Genomic DNA, 25,007 nt, shown 5'->3' with positions numbered 1-25,007 from the left:
ACATGGCCAACAAGGCACTGGCAACACGGCAGAAAATGCGCATACGGGTGGAACCGTCGCAGCAGCCGCCACGCAATCCCGTGGCGGTGGCCGCCAAAGCCCGTTCCGGCGGTGCCGGCCCCCATGCCAAACCGCATGCCAACGAACGCCAGGCGGCCAAGCGCCTGCTGGCCAAGCTGACCCAGAAGCTCGACCCCGATCCGGACGCCTGAAGGCCTGCGCGCCAGCACGCCGGCAAAGTCCTTCCTCACGGAACTGTCCGCCGCTAGCGGTAGCGTGATACGATACCTTTTGTTCTTTTCACAAGGGTCGTCATGAGCTCACCGGAAATCATCCTGCAAGTGCTGCGCAGCCATCTGCGCGCCGCCGATGTCACCTACAAGATGCTGGCCGAGCGCATCGACATGAGCGAATCCAGCGTCAAGCGCATGTTCGGTCAGGCCGATATGCCGCTGTCGCGGCTGGCCCAGATCTGCAAGGCGGCCGGGGTGGCCATGGAAGACGTGCTGCGCGCCGCGGCCGACGCCACGCCGCAGGCCGATACCCTCACGCTGACGCAGGAAAAATCGCTGCTGGCCCAGCCCCATCTGCTGCTGATGGCAATCTGCTGTCTGGGCCACTGGACGCTGGAACAGGTGCTGGAAACCTATAACCTGACCGAACCCGAATGCATCCTGCTGCTGGCCGAACTGGACCGGCTAGGCCTGATCGAACTGAAACCCCTGAACCGCTACCGCCTGCGCGTCTCCAACGCCTTCCGCTGGCTGCCGGACGGCCCGGTGCAGCAATTCTTCCGCGCCCATGTGGTGGACGATTATTTTGCCGGCAGCTTCAACGGTGCCGGCGAAACCCTGCTCTGCCTGCCTGCAAGGCTGTCGCTGCCCAGCGCACAGGAACTGGTGGGCCGCATCCAGCAGCTGGCCGGCGAACTGGCGCGGCTGCACCAGAGCGACCGCCGGCTGGCCGCGCAGGAGCGCGACGGCTTCACCCTGCTGATCGGCTTCCGCTCGTGGGAATTCTCCGCCTTTACGGCGCTGCGCCGCAACCCTGCCCTTACCAGATAGGGCCGAGGAACAGATAGCCGCTGCTATTGCCGCCCTTGGTGGTGCCGGCACCGAAATACAGCGGGCCGAAACGGGTATCCACCGCCACGAAAGCGCTGGCCGCCTGATGCAGCGCGCCCCAGCGCAGCGGGCTTTCCGGGCTATAGGCGCCACCCGCTTCCAGCGAGAAGCCCAGCCGCACATCGCCGCCCAGCGCAGCCGGCATGGCCCCCACGCTGCGCGCCATCACCATCCGTCCCAGCACGGTACGGCTACCCACCACCGAGCCCGGTGTCGATCCCGACAGGCGCAGGAAGCCGCCCAGCGTGTTGGCATTGACGTTGCCCAGACTGCGCGACCACTCGGCATACAGGTGGCCGGCCCAGCGCTCCAGATGGAAGGCCTGCAGACCCTGCACCGACTGGCGCGCCAGCACGGGACCTTCCTCTCTGGAATGCATCAGGCGCTGCCAGCCCAGCGAAAACAGGGTGCCACGCGTGGGGAAGGCCACCGTATCGAGGCTATCGACCGTGAATGCCAGCTCCTGCACGGTGCGCACCTCGCTGACTTCCTCATGGACTTCCGGGATAGACTGGTGCAGCACCTGCTTGACGCGCCCCACCGAATAGCGCAGATCACCCCAGCGTCCCAGCGCGCGCCCCAGCGCTAGCCGCGCCAGACCGGTCTTGACGCCATAGCGGGCCTGACGGAAACCGCTGTTATCGAATACATCGCCACCGGTCGAGCTATAACTGAGCTCGGGCGCGATATACCATGGTGACCCTATGCCCAGCGGCTGCCAGAACTGGGTACCCAGCGCGCGCTCCGTGCCCACCCGGGCAATGGTGCGCAACTCGCCGCCCCAGTCGTTCAGCGAGGTAAGCACGTGCATGCCTTTGAGTTCGAAGGCATTGTTGTCGGCAAAGTCGCTGGTCAGTTCCAGCCCCACACGCAAGCGGCTATGCGTCCAGTCGGCCTCGGTGGGCTTGATCAGCACTGTGCGGCCATCGCGGTCATCGCGGATTTCCGTTTCCACCCGCGCCAGATCGCCCCGTCCGAACAGGTGGTTGGCAGCCTGCTGCGCCTGTTCGCTGGTGACCTCGGTGCCCACTTTCAGGCCCGACTGCACCAGCAGTTCCTGCGGATTGATGCGGCCACTGGGTGCCACCTCCACCTTGGTCAGCATCACCGGATGGTCTATGCCTACCGGTGCCGACAGACGCTTGACTTCATACGCTGCATACTGCGCTTCCGGCAGCGCCAGCTGCAGCAAACGTGCGCTCATGGCGCGCACGGCTGCCTCGCCGGATTTCATGGCGCGGTCATGGCGGGCAAAGTCGAGGAAACCGATACCGCCCAGATCGGGCTGCAGCAATACGTCGCCGGGGCGCAGCTCCTTGAGCGAACGCTGTACATTCTGCTCGGTCAGTATCTGCAGCATCTGCTGCGCCACGCTGACAGCGCTGATCAGTTCCTTCTCCTGTGCCAGCGGCGTGCCCACATTGACGGCGATGATGATGTCGGCCCCCATTTCGCGCGCCACATCGACCGGCAGGTTGCGTACCAGACCACCATCGACCAGCAGGCGCTGGTTCACCCGCACCGGCGCAAACACGCCCGGCACGGCCAGCGATGCGCGCATGGCCAGAAACAGCGGAGTATCGCTGAGCTCCACCAGTTCGCCCGTGACCAGATCGGACGCCACGGAGCGGAACGGCAGCTGCAGCAGATTCACCGGCTTGTCGCGCGCGCCGTGGGGCAGCACCCGCGTCAGCGCCAGTTCCAGTGCTTCATTGCCGGCGGCCGCCGGCGGCAGCGAAACTCCATCCATGCGCGCACCGAATTCGATACGCGAAGGCAGCAGCAGATCTTCTTCCCGCCGGCGGTACACCAGTTCATCGCGCGGCGGCCGGTCGGCCACCACGGCATTCCAGTCGGTGCGGCGCACCAGCCGCTCCATCTGGTCGAGCGAACTGCCGGCCGCATAGGCGCCGCCCACCACGCTGCCCATACTGGTGCCGACCACGATATCGACCGGCACGCGCAGCTCCTGCAAAGCGCGCAGCACGCCGATGTGGGCGAAGCCGCGCGCACCGCCACCGGACAGCACCAGCGCCACTTTCGGACGCGGCTTGAGCGCCGCATCGGGCGCCACCGAGCTGGCGGCCGGCACGCTATCCTGCGCCATGGCAGGGTTGAGCAGACTGGAAAACAAAAGGCCGCAGCAGAAAGCGGCGGCCAGAGTACGGGAGATCAGCATAGTGGGCCTATTGCAGTCGGTCGAAGCCGGGGACGGGGGCTATCGGAGCAGGAGTACTGGCGGGATTTGCTGGCTGCGCCGGGGTTGCCGGTGTAGCGGGACTGGCCGGCTGGGGCGTAGGCATAGCCTGCAGCAGCGATGGTGCCGGCGTAGTGCTGGCAGCAGCATCACTGGCCAGTTCGATGCGCTTCAAAGCGCCGCCTTCCGACAGCACCACATATTTCGCCTGCACTTCCTTGATGGTGACGCCGGGCGCGATTTCGCGGCCCTGCCCGTAAGCCATCGCCGGCTGGCCATCCACCGAAATGATGGCGGCACTGTCGCTGCCCTGCGCCGCCACCACGCCTCTGAGCTGGTAGTTGCTGGCGGCAGCCACGCTGACCTGACCACCGAACAGGCCCTTGGCCGCATCCAGATTGAGCGGCACGGCCAGCGCCTGCGGTGCCGCAGCCAGTGGACGCTGGGCTGGTTTGAACAGCTGCAGCGCCCAGTAGGCCAGCGATGCCGACAGCAGCACCACGGCGAAAACAGTGAGAATTAAGGGCAAACGCTTCATGGTCTAGAGTTTTCTTCCGGTTTAGCGAACCAGCTGGTTAATTTCGATAATAGGCATCAGCACTGCCAGCACGATCAGCAGCACCACCACGCCCATGGCCAGAATCAGGGCCGGTTCCAGCAGGCCGGCGATGGTCAGGGTGCGGCGTTCCAGATCGGATTCCTGTGCCGCCGCAGCGCGGTTCAGCATGGCGGGCAGCTCGCCGGTGATTTCACCGGCCCGTATCATGTGGATCAGCATGGGCGGGAAGTGCTTCTGCGCCGACAGAGCGCGCGCCAGACTGACGCCTTCGCGCACGGCATCGCTGGCCTGTTCCACCAGTTCGCGCATGGCCACGTTGGACAGGGTATCGCGGCTAGTTTCCAGCGCGCGCAAGATCGGCACGCCGGAACCGGTGGTAATCGCCAGCGTGCTGGCAAAACGGGCCGTATTTAGGCTGCGTTCGAACTTGCCGTACAGCGGTGCCGTCAGCAGCCAGGTATGCCAGCGCCGCTTGAGCACGGGATTTTGCAGCGCACGGCGCCAGCCCACCCACGCACCCACCAGTGCGATCGCCACCACGATGCCGTAGTGGCGGACGAAATCGGAGATCGCCAGCATCACGATGGTCAGCAGCGGCAGCTTCTGTTTGGTGTTGGCGAACACGGAAACGATTTGCGGTACCACATAGGTGAGCAGGAAAATCACGATGGCAAACGCCACCACTGTGACGATGGCCGGATAGGTGAACGCCAGCCGTACTTTCTGGATCAGCGCATTGCGCCGTTCGATGTAGTCGGCCAGCCGCGATAGCACGCGCGACAGCTGGCCTATCTGTTCGCCCGAAGCCACCAGTGCACGGTAGATTTCGGCGAAGTCGCGCGGGTGGCGCGACAGCGTATCGGACAGCGCTGCCCCGCCGATCACTTCGGAACGGATAGAGGCAATCAGGTCGCGCACATAATTGCGTTCGGCCTGTTCCAGCAGCGCCGTAAAGGCTTGCTCGAGCGGCAGCCCGGCTTCCAGCAGGCTGGCCAGCTGGCGCGTGAACAGGGCCAGCTCATTGGCCGACAGGCGCTCGCCCAGACCGTGGCTGCGTGCGGCGCCGCTGGCATCGACCTGCGCGGCGATGACATCCACCGCCAGCGGCACCAGTCCCTGCGCGCGCAGCTCGGCACGGGCCGAACGGGCACTATCGGCATTGAGTACGCCTTTCTTGCTGGCGCCACCGGCATCGACGGCTTCATAACGGAATGCTGGCATGGTCGCTCGTCTAGTCCTTGGTCACACGCAGCAGTTCGGCCTGCGTGGTCACGCCCTGTTCCAGCCAGCGTTCGCCATCGGCGCGCATGGTCTGCATGCCGCCCGCAATCGCGCTGGCGCGCACTTCCGCTTCCGAAGCGCGGTTATGGATCTGGGCCCGGATCTGCTCCGTGGTCTGCAGCAGTTCGTATATCCCCACCCGGCCCTGATAGCCCGTGTGGCCACAGTGCTCGCAACCCACTGCATGCCACACACCCTGCTCGTGGCGCTTGCAGCTGCCGCACAGTTTGCGCACCAGCCGCTGTGCCAGTACGCCCAGCAGCGAGGACGACAGCAGGAACGGTTCTATGCCCATGTCCAGCAAGCGCGTCACGGCCGCGGCAGCATCGTTGGTGTGCAGCGTGGCCAGCACCAGATGGCCCGTCAGCGAAGCCTGCACGGCTATCTGCGCCGTTTCCAGATCGCGGATCTCGCCTATCATGATCACGTCCGGGTCCTGGCGCAGAATCGCGCGCAGGGCCTTGGCAAAAGTCATGTCGATACGCGGGTTGACCTGGGTCTGGCCGACGCCATTCAGGTCGTACTCAATCGGGTCTTCCACCGTCATGATGTTGGTGCTGGTGGCGTTCAGCATGGACAGCGCTGCATACAGCGTGGTGGTTTTACCGGAACCGGTAGGCCCCGTCACCAGCACGATGCCGTGCGGCTGCTTGATCAGCGCGTCGAAATCACCGAGCATCTCGCGGCCCATGCCCAGATGCTGCAGATCGAGCCGGCCCGCTTCCTTGTCCAGCAGACGCAGCACGGCGCGTTCGCCATGGCCGGTCGGCAAAGTAGAGACCCGTACATCGACCGGCTTGCCGCCTATGCGCAGGGTGATGCGGCCATCCTGCGGCAGACGTTTTTCGGCGATGTCGAGCTGCGCCATGATCTTGATACGCGAAATCAGCGAACCGTGGATGGCCTTGCGCGGCCGCACAATGTCGCGCAGCGCGCCGTCGATGCGGAAGCGCACCACCGAGGTCTGCTCGAACGGTTCGATGTGAATGTCCGAGGCGCTATCGCGCAGCGCCTGCGTCAGCAGCGCATTGATCATGCGGATCACCGGCGCATCGTCGGACGATTCCAGCAGGTCCTCGATGGCCGGCACATCCTGCAGCAAACGGGTCAGATCAAGGTCGGCATCGAATTCTTCCGCCACCACCGAGGCATTGCCGCCCGAGCTGGCGTAGGCGGCGGCGATGGCGGCATCGAGATCGGCCCGCGCCAGACTGGTGAGCTGGATGCGGCCAAAACGGCGCGACACTTCGGCAATGGCTGCCGGCGCCGTGGCGCCGCATACGCGTACTTCGACCGTGCCTTCGGCCGTGTCGCTAGGCTGGGCCAGCAGCAGGAAATCGCGTGCAAACGCGTAAGGTAACAGGTTGCTCATGTTACTGCTGCTTGCCGGTTTCGCCTGCGCCCGGAGCGCGCGCCGGCACTGGTGCCGGCGGTACGGGGCGTGCTACTGCACCGCTACCGATAGGCACACCATCCTGCAGCTGCGGCAGCAGCGGCTGGCCCAGATCCTTGACCAGTATGCTGTCGGCCGGTTTGACAGCTTCCTGCGCCGCCCGCATGTAGTCGTAACGGTCGGTGGCCAGCGACGTGCTCTGCTCCTTGTTGCGGATCACCACAGGGCGCAGGAACACCATCAGGTTGGTCTTCTTGCGGGTGCGGCTCTGGTACTTGAACAGATTGCCCAGCACAGGGATATCACCGAGGCCGCGCACCTTGTCCGTGCCATCGCCTTCGGTATCTTCGATCAGGCCGCCCAGCACGATGATCTGGCCATCGTCGGCAATCACATTATTTTCGATCACGCGCTTGTTCAGGGTGATGCCGGAGGCCGCCGTCAGCGTCGATTTATCCACGCTCGAAGTCTCGTGATAGATCGCCATCTTGATGGTGCCGCCTTCGGAAATCTGCGGCCGCACTTTCAGTGTCAGGCCCACTTCGCGCCGCTCTATGGTCTGGAACGGGTTGCTGGCGGTGCCGGAGGTGGTGGTGAACTGGCCGCTCAGGATAGGCACGTTCTGGCCTACCTGTATCGATGCCAGCTCGTTATCCAGCGTGATCATGTTCGGCGTGGACAGAATGTTGGCATTGCCGTCCGATTCCAGCGAGTGCGCCAGTGCGCCCAGTCCGAGACCGCCCGCCACCTGCTTGAACACGCCGATCGACAGGCCATTGCCGGGCAGCGTGGAACTGCTGGAGGTGCTGCTGGTCGAAGTCTTGCCGCGCAGCGTGCTGGCGATAGTGGCGATATTGTTGTTGGTGCCGCCCGTCGAATACGACTGCAGGCCGCCCACGCGGTAGGTGCTGTTCTCGTTGCCGGTAGCGCCTACCCACTGTACGCCGAATTCGGAGGCCTTGTCGGACGATACTTCGACGATCAGCGATTCGATGTACACCTGCGCGCGGCGCACGTCGAGCTGGTCGATCACGGCACGCAGATTGCGATACACCGATTCCGGCGCCGTGATGATCAGGGTGTTGGTGGTGGAATCGGCCTGGATGTAACCAGCGCTGCCGCCACCAGCCTGTTGCTGCTGCGAGCTATTGCTCAGCAGCGGATTGGTAGGCCCGCCGGACGAGCTGCTGCTGCCGCTGTTCTGGCTAGTCATGCTGCTCTGATTCTGGCCCGACTGGCCGCCGCTCTGCACCCCGGTGGCCGTAGCAGCCGAGGTATCGCCCGACATCACCGAGCGCAGCGTCTGCGCCAGCTTGGCCGCTTCTGCATTCTTCAGGTAGACCACGTGCACATTGCCCAGTTCTGCAGTCGGCTGATCGAGCTTGGCGATCAGCGACTTGGCCAGATTGGCACGCGCAGCCGATGGCGCGCGCAGCACCAGCGAATTGGTACGGGGGTCGGCCAGCACACTGGTCTTGCCTGCATCGCCGGCACTGGCGCCGCCTTCCAGCAGCTTGTTGACCATGGTGGCCAGATCGCTGGCGATGGCGTAACGCACGGGAATCACGTCGAGATCGGCTACAGCCGGCACGTCCAGCGCCGCCACGATCTTGGCCAGCCGCTTGATATTGTCGGCGTAGTCCGTCACCACCAGGGTATTGTTGCCGGGGTTGGCGTTAATCGTGTTATTCATCGAAATCAGCGGGCGCAGCACCGTCGCCACGTTGGCGGCCGATTCGTAATTGAGCTGGAAAATCTGGCTCACTACCTGATCGCCTTTGGCGGCAACCTGGCCGGCCCCCACCTGGGTCGGACCGGCCTGCAGCTTGGCATCGGCTTCCGGCACCACTTTGGCATAGCCGTCACCACTGACCACGGCGAAGCCCTGCAGGCGCAACGCGGAGGTCAGCAGATTAAAGGCCTGCGCCTTGCTGATGGACTTCTCCGACACCAGCGTCAGCGTGCCTTTCACGCGCGGGTCGATCACGAAGGTGATGTTGGTGTAATGGCCCACAGCCTTGATCACGGATTCGATATCGGCGCCGACAAAGTTCAGAGCCGCTTCCTCCGCCGCCTGTGCGCTCAATGGCAGCAGCATCAGGGCGGTGGGCAGCGTGCCGAGTGCGCAGCACAGCATCGCACCGGCGCTCAGGCGACGCAGCGCAGGAAGGTGGGTTCGTTGCAGGGACGGTGTTTTCATTGTCTGAACTTTTTCTGAACTTAGTGGAACTCTAAAGCGATGATGTTGCGCTCACTATTCGGCTTGCGCTGGCCCAGCAGATTAAGCAGGTTGGCCAGTGCTTCTTCACTTCCTCGTGCTGCTTCGGCCTGACCGGAAAACTGCAGCCGGCCATGATCGAGACTGCCTTTACCGCTTAGCAGCAAAGGCCCGCTGGTCGAAGCCAGCGTCAGCGCCGCCGACTGGCCCTGCCAGTCCAGCGCCAGCTGGTAACTGCCAAGCGGCCGCACGGACGACAGGCGCGAAGCCATCTCGCGCATCTCCAGCGTGGTACGCCCCTGCACTGTCAGCTGGCGTTCGGCCAGCGCCAGTTCCAGCGTGCTCCACGACAGCCGCATCACGCCGCTAGGCGCAATGGTATTCAGCGGCGCGCCCAGTCCGGACAGGCCGGTAGCGGGCAGCAGCAGCGCCGATGGACTGAGCTGCCAGTGCGTCCAGCTGCCTTTGACGGTGAGCGGCTGCGCCAGCGATACACTGTTCGCCAGCTGAACTTCCACCATGCCCAGCAAGGCCAGCGGCGAAATCGACCAGCTGAAACGCCCCGGCAGCAGCGGCGTCACGGCACTGTTTTTGCCCGGTGCACCGCCGATAAACGCGGAACCGCGCCACAGCGTACCCTGCGCATCTCCCAGCGTCAAACGGCCGCCGCTCTGCTGCTCCACCAGTGTCCCCAGCCAGCTGGCCGGCAGAAACACGGCCAGCGTCAGCAACGCACTCAGGAGCACGGTCAGCAACCATAACATGCTACGCTTCATCGTCCTGCTTTCCCGCCTAGCGACCGGCACTGCTCTGGCGCAGCGTCAGCGTGGCATTCACCATGCCCGCCGCGTCCTGCGCGCTGATGCTGGCATCCTGCAGCTGGATCTTGCTTTCCACCCGCACTGCATCGAGCCATACCACCAGCGCGGCAAACGGCACACCATTCAGCTGCACCTTGGCGTATTCACCCGTGATCGCCAGCGACTGGGGATTCAGGCCACGTGTCGTCAGGCTGCTGTTCAGCGTATCGCGCGACATGGGCGAAGGCGCAATGCTGTTCTGGTTGCGCAGTGCTGCCGCCTGCGCGGCCAGCGCCTGCAGCTCGGCCGCCTGCTGACGCAGTTCCGGCAGCGCCTTGCGTAGCTTGTCGCGCCCTTCCAGCGCCGGCCCCACCAGCACGGAATAGAACAGGGCCGCCCCCAATACCAGGCCACCGACGCGCAGGAAAGTGCGTTCCTGTTCCGTGCGCGCACTCCAGAATGCCGCTGCGCGGGCCCGGTAGTCACTGATCTGCTGATTCATCTGTTGCGTCATAGCGCTCATGATTTTCCTCCGGCGGCACCACGCAATACCCGGATCTGCCAGCTACCGGCAGAACTTTCCACCAGATCGAGCTGACGTGCCGTCAGCGCGGCACGCAATTGCCCCAGTGCGGCCGCATCCACCATATTCGGTTTCACTTTCAGGAACAGCGCACGTTCGCGGTACTCCAGCGTGGCAATAATGTCTTTACGGGGCAGCACGGCCAGCGCCTCGCCCAGCGCCGCACTGAGGGCGGTAAATTCGTCGGCACCCGCTTCGCCACCATCGGCCTTGGCCAGTGCGATATTCTTGCGCATCTGCTCGAGCGGGTAGATCGCCGGTTCGTTCGGATAGCTCGCCTTGAACGTCTGCAGCATGGTCTGGCGCACGCTCTCGGCATCGCGCCGCAAACCTAGCCATTCCACATTCAGCCCGATCACATTCACCAGTAGCGCCAGCACACCTAGGCGCAGCGGCCAGCGCCAGCGCTGCCACTGACGGCCGGCGTTGCCGGTGGTGCCCAGCGCAGGCGCCAGATCGAGCGCGCCGGCACGGGCCGCAGCGATCCAGTGCACCCACTGGTCTTCCTGCACGCTGATGCCATGCACGGCGTCGCTGCCCGCCTGCAGGGCGGCAAATTGAGGCAGCAGGCCGGCCGGCAGATACAGCGTGACCGGATCGCTGCCGGCCAGTGCGCGCAAAGTCTGTAATGCGGCCTGCGGCTGGGCCGGCAGAGTCATGCCGAAACCGGCCGACTGCGCTGCGCGCACGGCCAGCTCGTAGCCGGCATCGCTGACGCCCAGCGCCGCCGTTACCGTACCCGGTTGATACGGCAGGCAGAGTTGCGCAGGCAGCAGCGCAATACTGTGCGCGCCCTGTGCGAGCAAGGCCTGCGCCAGCCGTTCCAGCCAGACGCGCTGCGCCACCGCCACCGTGCGCAGGCCCTGCGCATCGGCCGCGCCGGCAGCCAGCACGCATTCGGCCGGATCGCCCAGCACCTGTTCTTCCACCAGGCCGGGCAAGGCCGCTTTCAGGCGGGCCGGCGACAGCGGTGGCGCCGTCACTTGCAGCAGCGTGACATCGGCCGCTGCCAGCAGCAGCACCACGCGACGCGCCGCCGCCACCAGATCAGCCAGATTGCCCAGCGGCGCAGCGCCCTGCTGCATCAGATTGCCGGCATCGCCCACCAGCGCAAACGCGCAGCTCTGGGCGGCGCCGTTTTCGACGCTGGCCTTGGCCGGATAGCGGATAAAAAGTGTACTCAAAGGGTCTCGCTTTCGTTCTTGCCTGTTCTAGTTTTCCCGTATCCACAGCACTGTGGTCGCACCATTATTGCCGGCGCGCTTGAGCAATGACACCGTATCGAGCGTGGCGCGATCAAGTTTTACCTTGCTCAGCGCCAGAAAATAATTACTTTTTACGTCAACGGGAATGTTCGCCTTCAGAGCGCCGTTCTGAAACATCTGCATCTGATCCTCGAAATTCTGCCGGTTCTGGAACGGCGTACGGCGGCGCACATTCACCAGCGTGGCAGCATCGGCCAGCGACAGGCGGTCCACCGCTGCCGCCAGCAATTCTGCCGGTGCCGTGTTCACATTCAGATCGGTCCGTTCCGGCAGCACGATCACCAGCTCGCGCAAGCGCTCGATGGCCGCCGGCGTGAAACCGCTGATCGCCAGCAGATCCTCCACCCGCAACATGCCCAGCGGCTGCGGACCGCTAGCCTGCTGGCCCGCCGGCTGCGGGTTGGCCGTACCGCCTGCCGGCAGATTCGGCGGGATGAGCGGCGCGCTCGCTGCTGCACCACCGGCAGCATTACCCGCCGCCTCCTGCGCCAGCGTCGGCAGCGACAGCGCATTCACCACCGTCGTCGCCACCGTCTGCGCCAGCGCGGGATCGAGCTGCACATGCTTGAGCAGGCGCTGGAATGCCGCCACCTGCTGCGGATCGGGCGCGCGCTGCCCGGCCTTCACCAGATTAGCCAGATTGTAGCGCGACTGGGCATCCATCATGCGGCCGGACAGCGTGGCATTGAAATTTTCTGCCTGCGCGCGCTCCCGTTCGATGTAGTCATCCAGCCGGGTCTCTTCCAGCGGCGTGGCCCACACGCCGTTCAGCCGGGTTTGGCCGGAAGAGTCGATAAAGTCCTGATACAGCACCAGCCGGCTCAGATCGAGCGCACCGCGCACGATCCAGCGTGTCTGCAATTGCAGCCGCTGGTTCTCCATCGAGCGCACCTGCACCTGCTGCTGCCAGAACAGGCTGGCGACGATGGTCACCGCCAGTGTGGTCAGCAGCAGCGCCGTCACCACCGCCACCCCGCTTTCACGCCGGCGCATCATAAAGCCCCCAGCAGAAACGATTTCACCAGCGGCTGGCCGCCATCCTGCAGGGTCAGCGCCACTTCCATCCCGGTCGGCTCATTGGCGGGTTTCAGGTTACCAGCGGTGGAAATGCCGGCGGCAGGCACCCAGCCCGTTCCTATCCAGTAGCGCACGCTCAGGCCCTGCACATCACCCTGCAGCGCCACACTGCCCTGCTGCTCCTGATCGTCATTGCCCAGCGCCGCCTGCCACAGTGCGTCGAGCTGCTGCAGATCGCGCGTGGCGACCGATTCGCGCCGCAGCAGTTCGCCGTTGCGCAGGCGGTAGGACACCACCTGCAAGCGGGTCGGCTGCATATCATTGAGTACCAGCCGCACCAGTGTCAGGCGCTGATTTTCCGCCTGCAGATAGGCCCGTCCCTGCAACAGCGTGGCCGGTGCCAGATTGGCGGCATCGCTCTGCATCTGGGCGAAAGCCAGCTGCATGCCGCGCGTCTGGCCCATCTGCTGCGTCAGCGCACTGCGCGAGCGGATGATGCCATCGAGGCCGCGCCAGCCCAGCACGGCGACGATGGCCAGTATCGAAATCGCCACCAGCAGTTCGATCAGCGTAAAACCGCGCGCACGCGGCGTTACACAGGCAGGCTGACGCTGCAGACGGGTAGGCATCATTGATTCAGCACCAGTTGCACCAGTTTGACGATGCGCCGTTCCGGCGCGGCCTGATCGTAGACGCTCACTTCCACGCGGCGGAAGCGGGGATTCGGGCTGGCGATGACTTCCTCTTCGCACATCAGTTTCAGATCGCCCTGCGGGCAGTCGTAGGTCTGCTTGCCCACGGCAGGGAACTGCTTACTCAGGCGCATCTGCACCATGCGGTTCTCCGCCGACCACGTCGCCATCATGGAACTGCGCAGGCCATCGCTATTGGCCGTCAGGCTGCCCACGGCGCGCAGCGAAGCGCCCAGCGCCGTGCCGACGATCACCAGCGCCACCAGCACCTCCAGCAGGGTAAAGCCGTTCTGTCGCGTCACGTCCATGCTAGTCCACCGTGAAATGGCCGACACCATCGGCGTGGATGGCAACGCTGGCCTCGCCGCTGCGCAGCGACAGCACAAAAGGCTTGTCCACCGGCTCGCGGCCGAACACGATGCGCAGGCCGGGGTTGACGTCGTTCGGCGGCGGATCGAGCACCAGCGTCAGCGGCGTATGCTTGAAACTGCGCTCGCGCAGCATGTCATCCTGCTGCGGTAGTTCCCACTGCGTGTCGTTACGGATCATGAAGCGGTAGCCCTCGGTGCCCGCTTCGAAAGCGATCTGGCGGTTGCGCACAATGGCTTCATCGCGCGCTACCTGCAGCAGCAGAGCGATACGCTGAGCGTCCTCGCGCATGCCCTGCTCCTTGCCCGGCAAGGCGTTCAGGCTCACCAGCCCCAGCGTGATGCCCAGAATGACCATCACCACCAGCAGCTCGATGAGCGTAAAACCGCGTGCCGGGGCGGTCTGCATGATCAGGCTTCCCGGCCGGCTCAGTTATCCCACGAACCGATGTCGGCATCGTCGCCAGTACCACCGGGGGCGCCGTCGGCGCCGTAGGAAAACACATCTACCTCGCCATGGATGCCGGGCGAGAGGAACTGGTAGGGATTACCCCACGGGTCTTTCGGCATCTTCTCCAGATAGCCGCCCGCCTTCCAGCCATTGGCGGCAGGACCGGCCGTGGGCTTGGTCAGCAGTGCCTGCAGGCCCTGCTCGGTGGTGGGATAGCGCTGGTTATCGAGTTTGTACAGTTTGAGCGCCTGCATCACGGTGGCGATATCGACCTTGGCCGCCGCGATCTTGGATTCGCCCGTACGGCTCAGCAGCTTGGGCACCACCAGTGCTGCCAGCACGCCCATGATGACCACCACCACCATGATTTCGATCAGCGTGAAACCACGTGCAGCACGACGCGGGAAGGAGAATTTTTTCATAATCAGAATACGGGCAAGTGCAAAAAGTGAGTGCGAAAGTATAAATGGGATTCATGACAGCTTGACTAAATACCAGCAATTTTTGCGTTGCCTGCCTTAGCTGCCACTTAAACGGGCAGCCGCGCTGCCCGTTCTTTACGCCGTTTTACCGCTTAGTCGTGTTTGCGGGTGGTCGCTTCGAGGCGCTGCATGGCCCCCTCATTGCCGCCACCGGCTGCTGCCGCCACGGGCGTACTCACCAGTTTCGGTGTGGCGCCAACGAAAGGTGCGATACCCAGTTCCGCATCGATTTCGCGCGGCGACACCAGATAGCCGCGGGTAATCACCGCCGCCACCTTGCGCAGATCGGCGATATCTTTGGTCGGGTCGCCATCGACCAGCACCAGATCGGCCAGCTTGCCCGGCGTGATGCTGCCACGATCATTGCTGGTGCGGGTGTAGCGCGCACCATTACGGGTGGCCACCTGCAGCGCCTGGGCCGGGGTCAGGCCGGCTTTTACCAGCTGGGCCAGTTCGGAATGCAGGGTGAAGCCGGGAATATCGTCCGTGCCGGCCACGATAGGCACGCCGGCACGGTACATGATGCCGACGAATTCGATCATCTTGCCGTAGGACTTCTGATAGCGCTTCCACACCGTGTCGTTTTCGATCTTCATGCCGCCCACCGAGAAGCCGCGCGCCACATCGGGCGGCATGTTGGACGCAAAGCCGCGATACGGCTCGTTCATGTCGCCGTCACGCTGCTGCAGGAAAGCGAAGGCCGTCAGGGTAGGGTCGATGGAAATCTGCTTCTTCACCAGCCCCGCCACGAAATCCTTGTACGGTTTGCTGTTGAAATCCATATCCGCCACTTTCTCGGCCGGCAGCACGAAGCGGTTCAGGTTACGGGTTTCCGTATCCGGCTTGACGAGGAAGTTCAGCAGCACCTGATTGATGTGCTGGATTTCATCGTAGCCGGCATCCAGCGCTTCCTGCGCGCGCAAGCCAGCCGGAATGTGGCCGGAGACGCGCATGCCACGGCTGTGCGCATACGCCACCGTGTCCTTCAGGATGGCTTTGGGGAAGGAGTTATAAATTTTCAGCTGCGGGTAGCCATGCTGGGCATACCAGTCTATGGCTTTTTTGGCTTCGGCCAGATCCTTGATGACAAAGCCGTTATTCGCGCTGAACGGGCTCTCGCCTTCGAGGAAGCCGGCCGGCACCACTTGCGGCGCCAGCAGCTTGCCGGCCGCCGTTTCATCCAGCATGGCCTGCAGCTGGGCGTTGTCATTGCCCATGTCGCGCACACTGGTCACCCCGGTGGACATATTCAGTGCGCCGGACCAGCGGTCCACGTGGCCGTGCATGTCGAACAGGCCGGGCAGCACAATGCGGCCTTCCGCATCGATGGTGTTGACCACGCCCTGCGCCGGCGAACCGGCTGGCAGCACCGAGGTAATGCGGCCGCGCAGCAGATAGATATCGGACAGCGCGCCGACTACGGCTTTTTCGCTATCGAACACGCGCGCATTGCGCACCACCGTCAGGCCATTGAGCGGATGCTGCAGTCTGGTGGCCAGATCTTCCAGCATCTTGTTCTCGGCCTGCTTCTGGCGTGCCGCCATCTGTGCCGCCGCACCCTGCCAGCCCTCTTCGAGGATATTGGCGAAGCCGGGAATGATCACGCCGAACAGGCGCGGTTTACTGCCCGTGGTGGCCCAGTAAAACGCCGGCGACAAGCCCACGCCTGTCTGCGCGACCAGTTGCACGGTCTGTTTTGCCCCGCTCGCGCTGCTCACTTCCAGCGTATCGAGCACGCTCTGGCTCAGCGTACCGGAAGGCAGCAGCGCCATTTTATGGTCCGGCGCAGCGGCCAGCACGCCGATATAGGCCGACACCACTTCGAAGGAACTATTCAGCGGCAGATAGCCGGCTGCACCCTTGACGGTTTTCTGGCCCTGCTCGGAAGTGGACTTCCATTCGGCCTGATCACCCTTGCGCTCGAAACGCTCGTTGACCACGGCGCCGAAGGTGGAATTGCCCTGCACGCTGTAGCTGCTCATGCTGCCATCGGCCGTCATGCGGAACTGTTCCGTCAGATCCGGGCCGCGGCCATTGTTCTTGAACTCGAAGCGTACCTTGGTGCTGCCATCATCAAGATGCTCGGTAACCTGTGCGCCTATCTGCTTGGCGTTTTCGGAGATGATCAGATACTTGGTGATGCTGGCGGCATGTGCACTGAATGCGGCAGCCAGCGCCAGCGGCATAATGGCGAGTCGTTTGAGCAGCAAGATAGTCCCCTTATCTGGTTGATTACTTGGCAGCGCTGCTAGCGCAGACGGGACAATCGCCGTTGCGTGCCACGCTGATACTGGTCCACTCCATATACAGCCCGTCGAGCATCAGCAGGCGGCCGGCCAGTGAGGTCCCGACGTCCATCAACAGCTTGAGAGCTTCGGCCGCCTGCATGGCACCGACCACTCCCACCAGAGGCGCAAACACGCCCATGGTCGAACAGGCTACATCTTCGAATTTCTGATCCTGCGGGAACAGGCAGGAATAGCAGGGCTGGGTGCCGCTGCGCGGATCGAACACGCTGATCTGGCCATCGAAACGGATCACGGCGCCCGATACCAGCGGCTTGCGCAGCGCCACGCAGGCGCGGTTGACGGCATGGCGGGTGGCGAAGTTGTCGGTGCAGTCCAGCACCACGTCGGCTTCTGCCACCAGCGCGTGCAGGCGCGCTTCATCGGCACGCTCGTTCAGTGCAGTCACGCTGATTTCAGGATTGATCTGGCCCAGCGTCTGACGTGCCGATTCCGCCTTGGGCTGACCTACCCGCTCGGTAGTATGGGCGATCTGGCGCTGCAGATTGGTCAGGTCCACCGTGTCGTTATCGACCAGCGTGATCTGGCCCACCCCGGCCGAAGCCAGATACATGGCAGCGGGCGAACCGAGGCCGCCCGCACCGATCACCAGCGCATGCGCGGCCAGCAGCTTCTGCTGGCCCTCGATGCCGATCTGGTCGAGCAGAATATGGCGCGAGTAGCGCAGCAGCTGCTGGTCGTTCATGGCCGTGGTGCTGGTGCAGATTTGGCGCTGGCAGCGGAAGCGGCCTTGGCGGCAGCCGAGGCCGGGGCCGCAGCGGAGGCGGAAGCTGCCGAAGCCGCCGTTGCGGCCACGGCCGCTCCGTCCGCCTTGGACAGCTGCACCGGCAGGCCTTTGAAGTGGCGCAGTGCCTGCTGCAGCTGGAAATCATCCTTGGAACCGAATTCCACCGGCCTGGATTTCTTCGCCAGCGCAGCGGCACGCAGATCTTCTTCCAGTTCGTCGCGCTGCGGCCCTTGCTGCTGGGCGGCCGCGCTATCGGCTTCGTTATTCAGATGTTTCGCCAGATCCGCTTCGCGCACATGCAAGCCTTTCATGGCGTCGCCTTCGGCGCTTTCATCCACCAGCAGATCGGGCACAATGCCGCGCGCCTGGATGGAGCGGTTGAGCGGGGTGTAATAGCGGGCCGTAGTCAGCTTGACGGCCGTATCTGCCGTCAGCTGGCGCAGCGTCTGCACCGAGCCCTTGCCGAAGGTCTGCGAACCCATGATGATGGCGCGCTTGTAATCCTGCAGGGCACCGGCGACGATTTCCGACGCCGAGGCCGAGCCGACATTTACCAGCACCACCATAGGCACATCTTTCAGCGCGGCGGGCAGCTTGGCCAGCGGATCGTTTTTGCCGCGCACGATGTAGTACTCGGGGCGGGCATAGAAGGTCTGTTTGGAATCGGCCAGCTGGCCATTGGTGGAAACCACCACCGCATCTTTCGGCAGGAAGGCGGCGGAGACGCCGATCGCACCCGGCACCACACCGCCCGGGTCATTGCGCAGATCGAGCACCAGCCCTTTCAGATGGGGGTCCTGGGCGTACAGGGCGCTGAGCTTCCTGGCCATGTCTTCCACCGTCGGCTCCTGGAACTGCGAAATACGCAGCCAGGCGTAACCGGGTTCTATGATCTTGGCCTTGACGCTCTGCACGCGGATTTCTTCGCGCATGATGGTCAGCACCAGCGGCTTGTCTTCATCCTTGCGGCTAATGGTCACCGCCACCCTGGTGCGCGGCTCGCCACGCATTTTCTTCACGCTTTCATCGAGCGACAGACCTTTGATGGGCGTGTTGTCGATGCGGGTGATCACGTCACCGGCCTTGATACCGGCCTTGAAGGCTGGGGAATCTTCAATCGGCGAGACCACCTTCAGATAGCCATCTTCCATGCCTACTTCGATACCGATGCCGACGAATTTACCCTCGACGGTTTCGCGCATTTCGGCAAAGGCCTTTTTATCGAGGTAGACGGAATGGGGATCGAGCGAGGCCACCATGCCGGATATGGCTTCCGTCAGCAGCTTCTTGTCGTCGACGGGTTCCACATAATCGCTCTTGATCAGGCCGAACACATCGGATAACTGGCGCAGTTCTTCCAGCGGCAGCGGCGAGCCGCTGGCTTTCTGCGCTATCGCGGGATACTGCAGGGAGACGGCCACACCAGCCACCATTCCCAGTCCAACCAGGACCATGCTTTTGACTTTGTTGCCCATTTTTCCCGCAAACCTTAAAACTTGATCCAGCCAGCCGGATCGAATGCTGCGCCCTGATGGCGTAGCTCGAAGTATAGTCCCGATTCTTCCTGCCCGCCGCTGTTACCGGCCGTGGCGATCTGATCGCCGGGTTTGACGATTTCGCCTATGCGCTTGAGCAGTGTCTCGTTATTCCCGTAGATGCTCATGTACTGGCCACCGTGATCGACGATGATCAGGTTGCCGAAACCGCGCAGCCAGTCGGCGAACACCACCCGCCCTGCCGCAATGGCCTGTATCCCCGTGCCTTCGCTGGCGCGGATGAACACGCCCTTCCAGCTGGGGCCATCACCGCGTTTGCTGCCGAAGCGGGCCGCCAGCTTGCCGCTCACGGGTGGGCGCAACTGCCCTTTCAGGCTGGCGAAAGCACCGGCCGGCGCGGCCGGTGCCAGGGCGATATCGGCCGGTTTGGCCGCTTCTTCCTCGCGTGGCAATGGCTTCGGTGCTTCCACCGGCTTCTGCACCACCACTTTCGGCTCGTCCGCCGGTTTGACGCTGCCAGCCTTGCTGCCATTGGCCCGCGCCAGCCGCTGGCGCTCGGCCTCGGCAGCGGCCGCTTTGGCCTGTGCGCGGGCTTCCGCTTCGGCCCTGGCCTTGGCTTCGGCCCGTGCCGCTGCTAACTGTTCCTGACGTTTTTTCTCGGCGGCCGCCGCGATGGCCTGTTCCTGGATCAGCTTGTTGAGCTTATCTACCAGCCCGCCCAGACGCTGTTCGTCGCGTTCCAGATTGCCCGCTTCCTTGCGCTGGGCCACCAGTTTTTTCGACAGATTGGCCAGCAGCGTGGCGCGCCGGCCTTTTTCCTGTTCCAGCTTCTGCTTCTGCTGCTTCTGCTCTTCGGCGATTTCCTGCAGCTCTTCCTTGGCGTTTTCGGCATCGGCCTGATTGGTTTCCACCGCTTTCAGGTTGGCACGCAGCGATTCCAGCAAGCGTGCCTGGGCCTGCGACACATAGGCCATCATCTGCAGATCGCGGTTGATGCGGTTGGGGTTATCGCCCGATAGCAGCAGCTTGATGCGGTCTTCATTACCGGCCACATACTGCTCGCGCAGCAGCCTGGCCAGCTGCTGCTTCTGCTGCCCCACCACCTGTGCCAGCCGCTCATGTTCGGCCGCCAGCTGCTGCAGCCGCACATTGGTGCCGTCCTGCTCCTGCGCCAGCTCGCGCAGCGAACGGTTGGCGTCGGAAATCGCCTGCTCCGATTCGGCCAGTGTATCGGCCGCGTCGTCTTTGGCGCTTTCCGTCTTGCTGATGTCCTTCTTGAGCGCGCTGAGCTTCTGCTGCAAACCGGCACGCTCGGCCTCGGCCGCCGCTTTCTGCTTGCTGCGTTCCGTGGTCTTGCCGAAGGTGACAGCCTGCGCGCCCTGCAACGGCAGGGCAAGCAGCAGCGCGGAGACTAAGGACGGCACTGCGGCGCGCTGCAGGGCAGCGCGCCAGCGTGGGGGAGCAGTATGAGACAAATTACTTGGCCTTACCCTGGTTAGCCACAGCAGCCTGCGCTGCAGCGATAGCTTCGGCGTCGCCCAGATAGTAGTGACGGATCGGTTTCAGGTTTTCGTCCAGTTCGTACACCAGCGGCTGGCCGTTAGGGATGTTGAGGCCGACGATATCGTTATCGCTGATGCCATCCAGCATCTTGATCAGGGCGCGCAGGCTGTTGCCGTGGGCCGAAATGATGATTTTCTTGCCAGCGCGGATGGCCGGGGCGATTTCTTCTTCCCAGGCCGGCATCACGCGGGCCACGGTGTCTTTCAGGCACTCGGTGAGGGGAATCTGATCCTTGGAGAGGCCGGCGTAGCGCGGGTCGTTGAACGAGGTGCGGTCGTCGCCTGCTTCCAGCGCTGGCGGCGGGGTGTCGTAGCTGCGGCGCCATACCAGCACCTGATCGTCGCCGTATTTGGCCGCCGTTTCAGCTTTGTCCAGACCCTGCAGGGCGCCATAGTGACGCTCGTTCAGGCGCCAGTCGTTTTTCACTGGCAGATACATCATATCCATCTCGTCCATGGCCAGCCACAGGGTGCGAATCGCACGTTTCAGTACCGAGGTATAGGCCAGATCGAAGCTGTAACCGGCATCTTTGAGTACTTTACCGGCGGCTTTGGCTTCGCTCACGCCTTTCTCGGTCAGATCAACATCGGTCCAGCCGGTGAAACGGTTCGAGAGGTTCCAGGTGGACTCGCCATGGCGCATGAATACGATTTTATACATGTGAACTATCTTCAAAAAGTGTGAACGGGACGGAAAACCGGTACTGCAAGAACTCTTCCAGCTTCTATTTTATAATGCGCGGATTAAGTTAAACCATTGGATCCCTGTGAAATTCTTCATTGATAATATTTTCGTCATCGGCATCGTGGCTCTTTCGGGCGGTGCTCTGCTCTGGCCTGTGCTCACCCAGCGCGGCAAACGCGCCACGGCGCACGAGGTCACGGTCTTGATAAATGGCGGCAAAGCCACCATTGTTGATGTACGCGACGCAACGGAATTTGCTAATGGTCATTTGGCTAACGCTAAGAATATTCCGCTGGCCGATCTGGACAGCCGCATCGGCGAACTGGAAAAAGCCAAGAGCAAATGCGTGATTCTGGTCTGCCAGAGCGGTGCGCGCTCCGGTGCGGCCGCTGGCAAATTGCTGAAAGCGGGCTTCACCGACGTGGTCAATCTGGATGGCGGTGTTGCCGCATGGCAAAAAGCCAACCTGCCGCTGGTGAAATAAAGGAAGGAATACTCATGACTGCCCGTGTAATCATGTACACCACTGCCGTATGCCCTTACTGCGTACGTGCCGAGCGCCTGCTGGAAGCCAAGGGCGTGACTGCGCTGGAAAAGATCCGCGTCGATCTGGATCCGGAACAGCGCATGGCCATGATGGAAAAGACCGGCCGCCGTACCGTGCCACAGATTTACATCGGCGACACCCACGTGGGCGGTTTCGATGATCTGTATGCGCTTGATCAAGCCGGTGGCCTCACCCCCTTGTTAAATGGCTAAGCGCCACCAAATACAACGTCGGCATGGTTGAAAAGCTTTGAAATCATAATGATTTTGATACAATTGCCCTCGCGTTTGGATGGCAGTACAACCAAGCAAACATTCTCGGAGCGGCGCCAGCCGCTCGATTTCACTACAACGAAAGCGTTCCATGTCTGACGAAACTCAACAACCAGTTTTCCAAATCCAACGCGTCTACCTGAAGGACCTGTCGCTGGAACAACCAAATTCCCCGGCGATCTTCCTGGAACAAGAAGCTCCTAGCATCGAAGTCGCTCTGGACGTAGGCGCTACGCCACTGGCCGAAGGCATCTTCGAATCGACCGTCACCATCACCGTGACCGCCAAAGTCAAAGACAAGGTCGCTTTCCTGGTAGAAGGCAAACAAGCCGGTATCTTCGAAGCACGCAACATTCCTGCCGAACAGCTGGATCCGCTGCTGGGCATCGGTTGCCCTAACATCGTTTACCCTTACCTGCGTGCCAACATCGCTGACGTGATCACCCGCGCTGGTTTCCCTCCAGTACATCTGGCGGAAATCAACTTCGAAGTGTTCTACCAGCAACGTCTGCAAGCAATGGCTGAAGCCGCTGCTGCTGCACCAGCTGAAGGCGCTGACGGCGCTACCACCCACTAAGCACTTAGCTGGCTGGTTCCTGCTGCCGGACGCCCGTCCGGCAGCTGCAACACCCCCGATACCGATAGCGAGCGCCTGCGCTCCCGTCTGTTGCTAGGCATTCCATGACCCTTCCCCGCTTTCTGATCAGTCTATCCCTGATGCTGGCCGCGACCAGCAGCCATGCGTTCGACTTCAAAACCGTGGGTGCCGCCCCTGTGATCCTGTATGACGCCCCTTCCACCAAAGGCGGCAAGCTGTACGTCGTGCCCCGTGGCGCACCGCTGGAAGTGGTGCTGGCCTATGGCGACTGGCTGAAAGTGCGCGATGTGGGCGGCGAGCTGGCATGGACCGAAGCCAAAGGCCTGAGTGCCAAACACAACGTCATCGTCCGCGTGGCCAATGCCAAAGTGCGCGCCACGGCCGAAGATAATGCCAGCCCTGCCTTCAGCGCCGACAAGGGCGTACTGCTCGAAGTACTGGAACCGGCCGCCAATGGCTGGATCAAGGTGCGTCATCGCGACGGCCTGAGCGGTTACGTCAAGAGCAACGAAGTCTGGGGCATATAATGTTGCCACGGCGCGTGTGCGCCGTCTGGCCAACGAGGTAGTATGCAAGATTCAACTAAACAAACGACGGGCGTCCGTCAGGTCACCGTGCTGGGCGCTGGCGCCTGGGGCACGGCCGTTGCCATGGCACTGGCCCAGCGTCACGATGTGCTGCTGTGGGGCCGCAACAGCGCCGCCATGGCCGCCATGGCCGAGACGCGCGTCAATCAGGATTACCTGCCCGATCAGCCCTTCCCTGCCGGCCTCAAGGTCAGCGGCGACTTCGCTGCCGCACTGGCCCACGTGGCCAGCCCTGACAGCCTGCTGATTGCGGCCTGCCCCGTGGCCGGTCTGCGCCCCCTGCTGGCGCAACTCAAGGCTTACCCGATACCGAATGTGGTGTGGCTGTGCAAAGGCTTCGAATACGAGACGGGCCTGCTGCCGCACCAGATCGTGCGCGAGGTACTCGGCAACAACGTGGCCGGCGGCGCTCTGTCCGGTCCATCGTTTGCGCAGGAAGTGGCACGCGGCCTGCCCTGTGCCCTGACCATTGCATCAAACGACGCCGCTTTGCGCGAACGCGTGGTGGCCACTGTTCACGGCGGCAATCTGCGCGTCTATTCGAGTACCGATCTGGCTGGCGTGGAAGTCGGTGGCGCCGTCAAGAATGTGCTGGCCATCGCTACCGGCGTGGCCGACGGGCTGGGGCTGGGCCTGAATGCCCGTGCCGCCCTGATTACCCGCGGGCTGGCCGAAATCACCCGTCTGGGCACCACGCTGGGCGGACAGACGGAAACCTTTATGGGCCTGACCGGCATGGGCGACCTGATTTTGACCTGCACGGGTGATCTGTCGCGCAACCGTCGCGTGGGTCTGGGGCTGGCGCAGGGCAAGGCGCTGGAGCAGATCGTGCAGGAACTGGGCCATGTGGCCGAAGGCGTGCCTTGTGCCAAGGCCGTGCGCGAACTGGCAGCCAAGCTGGGCGTAGACATGCCGATTACCAATGCCGTAGCCGGTGTGCTGTTCGATGGCGACCAGCCGCAAGTGATGGTGGCGCGCCTGCTGGCGCGCGATCCGCGCGACGAAGCCGTACAGCGCTAGTCTGGCGCGAGTCCGGCACCACTCTGGCCAAGGCCAGCCGTGCCGGCTGGCCGCAGGCGGGGCGAGCGCCCCGCCGCCCCTTATTCCTCGCTGACTTCCTCTTTCGCCGTACGCATCCACTGCACCAGCGGGTAGGCATCTTTCAGCCCGCTGACCAGCGTGGGCACCAGCAATTCCGGCTGGTTCAGCGGCAAATCGATTTCAGTCCAGACAAAGAAGCTCTTGAGCTTGATGTACTCGATGTGCTCGTGCTCGGGATCGAAGCCCTTGGGCGGGCGCTGCAGCTTGCCTTCGTTCTGGATATCGCCAAAAGTCGCGCGCAACTTCTTGTTTTTCAACACTTTGGTGAAACCGGCCGCATCGTCCACCATCAGCTGGCGCAGCGCTTTCAGGCGCGGTGGCGGCGGCATGTATTCACCGGCGCCGAACAGCAGACGGCCCGCGGCATCGATCTGCATGTAGTAGGTCGGGCCACCGGCCTTGCTGGGGCGGCGCATGTCGTTGGGTGCTACTGCCGCCGAGAAGCGCGTCTTGTACGGGCTTTTGTCGTGGGCAAAACGGACGTCGCGGTTGATGCGGAACATGGCTTTCTTGGGATCGCAGAACTTCACGGCCGGATCGAATTTGCCCAGTTCGGCAATCATCTCCGTCACCACCTGCAGGAATTCCGCGCGCAGGATGTCGTAACGGGGCTTGTTCATGATGAACCATGGCCGGTTATTGTTCTCGGTCAGTTCGGACAGAAAATGTTTGAGATCGCGTAAATGCATGGGCTTC

At 63.1% G+C, this 25,007-nt stretch carries 26 protein-coding genes; 7 read left to right on the top strand and 19 right to left on the bottom strand.

The features are described 5' to 3' along the window. Positions 1-2 precede the first annotated feature (2 nt). Both GTP23_RS15370 and GTP23_RS15365 read left to right on the top strand, forming a co-directional pair. A complete protein-coding gene (locus GTP23_RS15370) occupies positions 3-212 on the top strand; it encodes a hypothetical protein (RefSeq protein WP_161035956.1) in 210 nt (69 codons plus the stop codon). A 102-nt stretch (positions 213-314) separates the two neighbouring features. Continuing rightward, positions 315-1,064 carry a helix-turn-helix domain-containing protein gene (locus tag GTP23_RS15365; protein ID WP_161035955.1) on the top strand — a complete coding sequence of 250 codons (750 nt, stop codon included), beginning with the start codon at positions 315-317 and terminating at the stop codon, positions 1,062-1,064. Here the strand turns inward: GTP23_RS15365 and GTP23_RS15360 are convergent. From GTP23_RS15360 to gpmA, 18 genes are all read right to left on the bottom strand, one after another. Continuing rightward, a complete protein-coding gene (locus tag GTP23_RS15360; protein ID WP_161035954.1) occupies positions 1,054-3,303 on the bottom strand; it encodes a patatin-like phospholipase family protein in 2,250 nt (749 codons plus the stop codon). The genes GTP23_RS15365 and GTP23_RS15360 overlap by 11 nt on opposite strands. Positions 3,304-3,310: 7 nt before the next feature. After that, complete coding sequence (locus GTP23_RS15355) at positions 3,311-3,859, bottom strand: type II secretion system protein N (protein ID WP_161035953.1); 549 nt, start codon at positions 3,857-3,859, stop codon at positions 3,311-3,313. A gap of 21 nt (positions 3,860-3,880) precedes the next feature. Further along, the gene (gspF, locus tag GTP23_RS15350; protein ID WP_155435428.1) at positions 3,881-5,101 is read right to left on the bottom strand and encodes a type II secretion system inner membrane protein GspF; all 1,221 of its coding nucleotides are present in this window, start codon (positions 5,099-5,101) and stop codon (positions 3,881-3,883) included. 10 nt (positions 5,102-5,111) lie between these two features. Then, positions 5,112-6,533 (bottom strand): type II secretion system ATPase GspE, encoded by a 1,422-nt coding sequence (gene gspE, locus GTP23_RS15345; RefSeq protein WP_161035952.1) that lies wholly within the window; start codon positions 6,531-6,533, stop codon positions 5,112-5,114. Position 6,534: 1 nt separating this feature from the next. Further along, positions 6,535-8,754: a type II secretion system secretin GspD gene (gene gspD / locus GTP23_RS15340; RefSeq protein WP_161035951.1), complete on the bottom strand. Its 2,220-nt coding sequence runs from the start codon at positions 8,752-8,754 to the stop codon at positions 6,535-6,537. A 20-nt stretch (positions 8,755-8,774) separates the two neighbouring features. After that, positions 8,775-9,548 (bottom strand): type II secretion system protein N, encoded by a 774-nt coding sequence (gene gspN, locus GTP23_RS15335; protein WP_161035950.1) that lies wholly within the window; start codon positions 9,546-9,548, stop codon positions 8,775-8,777. Positions 9,549-9,564: 16 nt separating this feature from the next. Next, positions 9,565-10,095, bottom strand: a complete 531-nt coding sequence (locus GTP23_RS15330; protein WP_155435432.1) for a type II secretion system protein M — start codon at positions 10,093-10,095, stop codon at positions 9,565-9,567. Then, positions 10,092-11,339 (bottom strand): type II secretion system protein GspL, encoded by a 1,248-nt coding sequence (gspL, locus tag GTP23_RS15325; protein ID WP_161035949.1) that lies wholly within the window; start codon positions 11,337-11,339, stop codon positions 10,092-10,094. Before gspL ends, GTP23_RS15330 begins: the two co-directional genes overlap by 4 nt. Before the next feature lie 27 nt (positions 11,340-11,366). Continuing rightward, positions 11,367-12,416, bottom strand: a complete 1,050-nt coding sequence (gene gspK, locus GTP23_RS15320; RefSeq protein WP_161035948.1) for a type II secretion system minor pseudopilin GspK — start codon at positions 12,414-12,416, stop codon at positions 11,367-11,369. Continuing rightward, positions 12,413-13,069 (bottom strand): type II secretion system protein GspJ, encoded by a 657-nt coding sequence (locus GTP23_RS15315; protein ID WP_161035947.1) that lies wholly within the window; start codon positions 13,067-13,069, stop codon positions 12,413-12,415. Before GTP23_RS15315 ends, gspK begins: the two co-directional genes overlap by 4 nt. Further along, on the bottom strand, positions 13,066-13,437 hold the full coding sequence (gspI, locus tag GTP23_RS15310) for a type II secretion system minor pseudopilin GspI (RefSeq protein ID WP_161035946.1): 372 nt from the start codon (positions 13,435-13,437) through the stop codon (positions 13,066-13,068). The genes GTP23_RS15315 and gspI overlap by 4 nt, the downstream gene beginning before the upstream one ends. 1 nt (position 13,438) lies before the next feature. Then, positions 13,439-13,906 carry a GspH/FimT family pseudopilin gene (locus tag GTP23_RS15305; RefSeq protein ID WP_161035945.1) on the bottom strand — a complete coding sequence of 156 codons (468 nt, stop codon included), beginning with the start codon at positions 13,904-13,906 and terminating at the stop codon, positions 13,439-13,441. A gap of 20 nt (positions 13,907-13,926) precedes the next feature. Further along, positions 13,927-14,370, bottom strand: a complete 444-nt coding sequence (gene gspG / locus GTP23_RS15300) for a type II secretion system major pseudopilin GspG (RefSeq protein WP_161035944.1) — start codon at positions 14,368-14,370, stop codon at positions 13,927-13,929. 152 nt (positions 14,371-14,522) lie between these two features. Beyond that, the gene (locus tag GTP23_RS15295) at positions 14,523-16,640 is read right to left on the bottom strand and encodes an amidohydrolase family protein (RefSeq protein ID WP_229256113.1); all 2,118 of its coding nucleotides are present in this window, start codon (positions 16,638-16,640) and stop codon (positions 14,523-14,525) included. A gap of 22 nt (positions 16,641-16,662) precedes the next feature. Beyond that, on the bottom strand, positions 16,663-17,421 hold the full coding sequence (locus tag GTP23_RS15290; protein ID WP_161035943.1) for a HesA/MoeB/ThiF family protein: 759 nt from the start codon (positions 17,419-17,421) through the stop codon (positions 16,663-16,665). Continuing rightward, positions 17,418-18,938: a S41 family peptidase gene (locus GTP23_RS15285; RefSeq protein ID WP_161035942.1), complete on the bottom strand. Its 1,521-nt coding sequence runs from the start codon at positions 18,936-18,938 to the stop codon at positions 17,418-17,420. The genes GTP23_RS15290 and GTP23_RS15285 overlap by 4 nt, the downstream gene beginning before the upstream one ends. A 14-nt stretch (positions 18,939-18,952) precedes the next feature. Beyond that, positions 18,953-20,362, bottom strand: coding sequence for a murein hydrolase activator EnvC family protein (locus GTP23_RS15280; protein ID WP_371866939.1), 1,410 nt, complete (start codon positions 20,360-20,362; stop codon positions 18,953-18,955). Between the two features lie 73 nt (positions 20,363-20,435). Further along, on the bottom strand, positions 20,436-21,182 hold the full coding sequence (gene gpmA / locus GTP23_RS15275) for a 2,3-diphosphoglycerate-dependent phosphoglycerate mutase (protein WP_155435440.1): 747 nt from the start codon (positions 21,180-21,182) through the stop codon (positions 20,436-20,438). A 106-nt stretch (positions 21,183-21,288) separates the two neighbouring features. On the opposite strand from gpmA, the gene GTP23_RS15270 reads away from it, so the two are divergent. The 5 genes from GTP23_RS15270 (at position 21,289) to GTP23_RS15250 (ending at position 24,230) form a co-directional block, all read left to right on the top strand. Further along, positions 21,289-21,690, top strand: coding sequence for a rhodanese-like domain-containing protein (locus tag GTP23_RS15270; RefSeq protein ID WP_161035941.1), 402 nt, complete (start codon positions 21,289-21,291; stop codon positions 21,688-21,690). Between the two features lie 14 nt (positions 21,691-21,704). Further along, a complete protein-coding gene (gene grxC, locus GTP23_RS15265; protein ID WP_155435442.1) occupies positions 21,705-21,965 on the top strand; it encodes a glutaredoxin 3 in 261 nt (86 codons plus the stop codon). 151 nt (positions 21,966-22,116) lie between these two features. Beyond that, positions 22,117-22,602, top strand: a complete 486-nt coding sequence (gene secB / locus GTP23_RS15260) for a protein-export chaperone SecB (RefSeq protein WP_161035940.1) — start codon at positions 22,117-22,119, stop codon at positions 22,600-22,602. A 104-nt stretch (positions 22,603-22,706) separates the two neighbouring features. Next, entirely contained in the window at positions 22,707-23,150 is a 444-nt protein-coding gene (locus tag GTP23_RS15255) for an SH3 domain-containing protein (protein ID WP_161035939.1), read from the top strand. A gap of 42 nt (positions 23,151-23,192) precedes the next feature. Continuing rightward, entirely contained in the window at positions 23,193-24,230 is a 1,038-nt protein-coding gene (locus GTP23_RS15250; RefSeq protein WP_161035938.1) for an NAD(P)H-dependent glycerol-3-phosphate dehydrogenase, read from the top strand. A gap of 80 nt (positions 24,231-24,310) precedes the next feature. Here the strand turns inward: GTP23_RS15250 and GTP23_RS15245 are convergent, their stop codons facing one another. Further along, positions 24,311-25,000, bottom strand: a complete 690-nt coding sequence (locus tag GTP23_RS15245; RefSeq protein ID WP_155435446.1) for a DUF2461 domain-containing protein — start codon at positions 24,998-25,000, stop codon at positions 24,311-24,313. Positions 25,001-25,007 lie beyond the last annotated feature (7 nt).

Source organism: Duganella fentianensis, assembly GCF_009857835.1.
GTDB lineage: Bacteria > Pseudomonadota > Gammaproteobacteria > Burkholderiales > Burkholderiaceae_D > Rugamonas > Rugamonas fentianensis.
The sequence above is the reverse complement of the archived record's forward strand: the minus strand, read 5'-3'. Positions and strand labels throughout refer to the sequence as shown.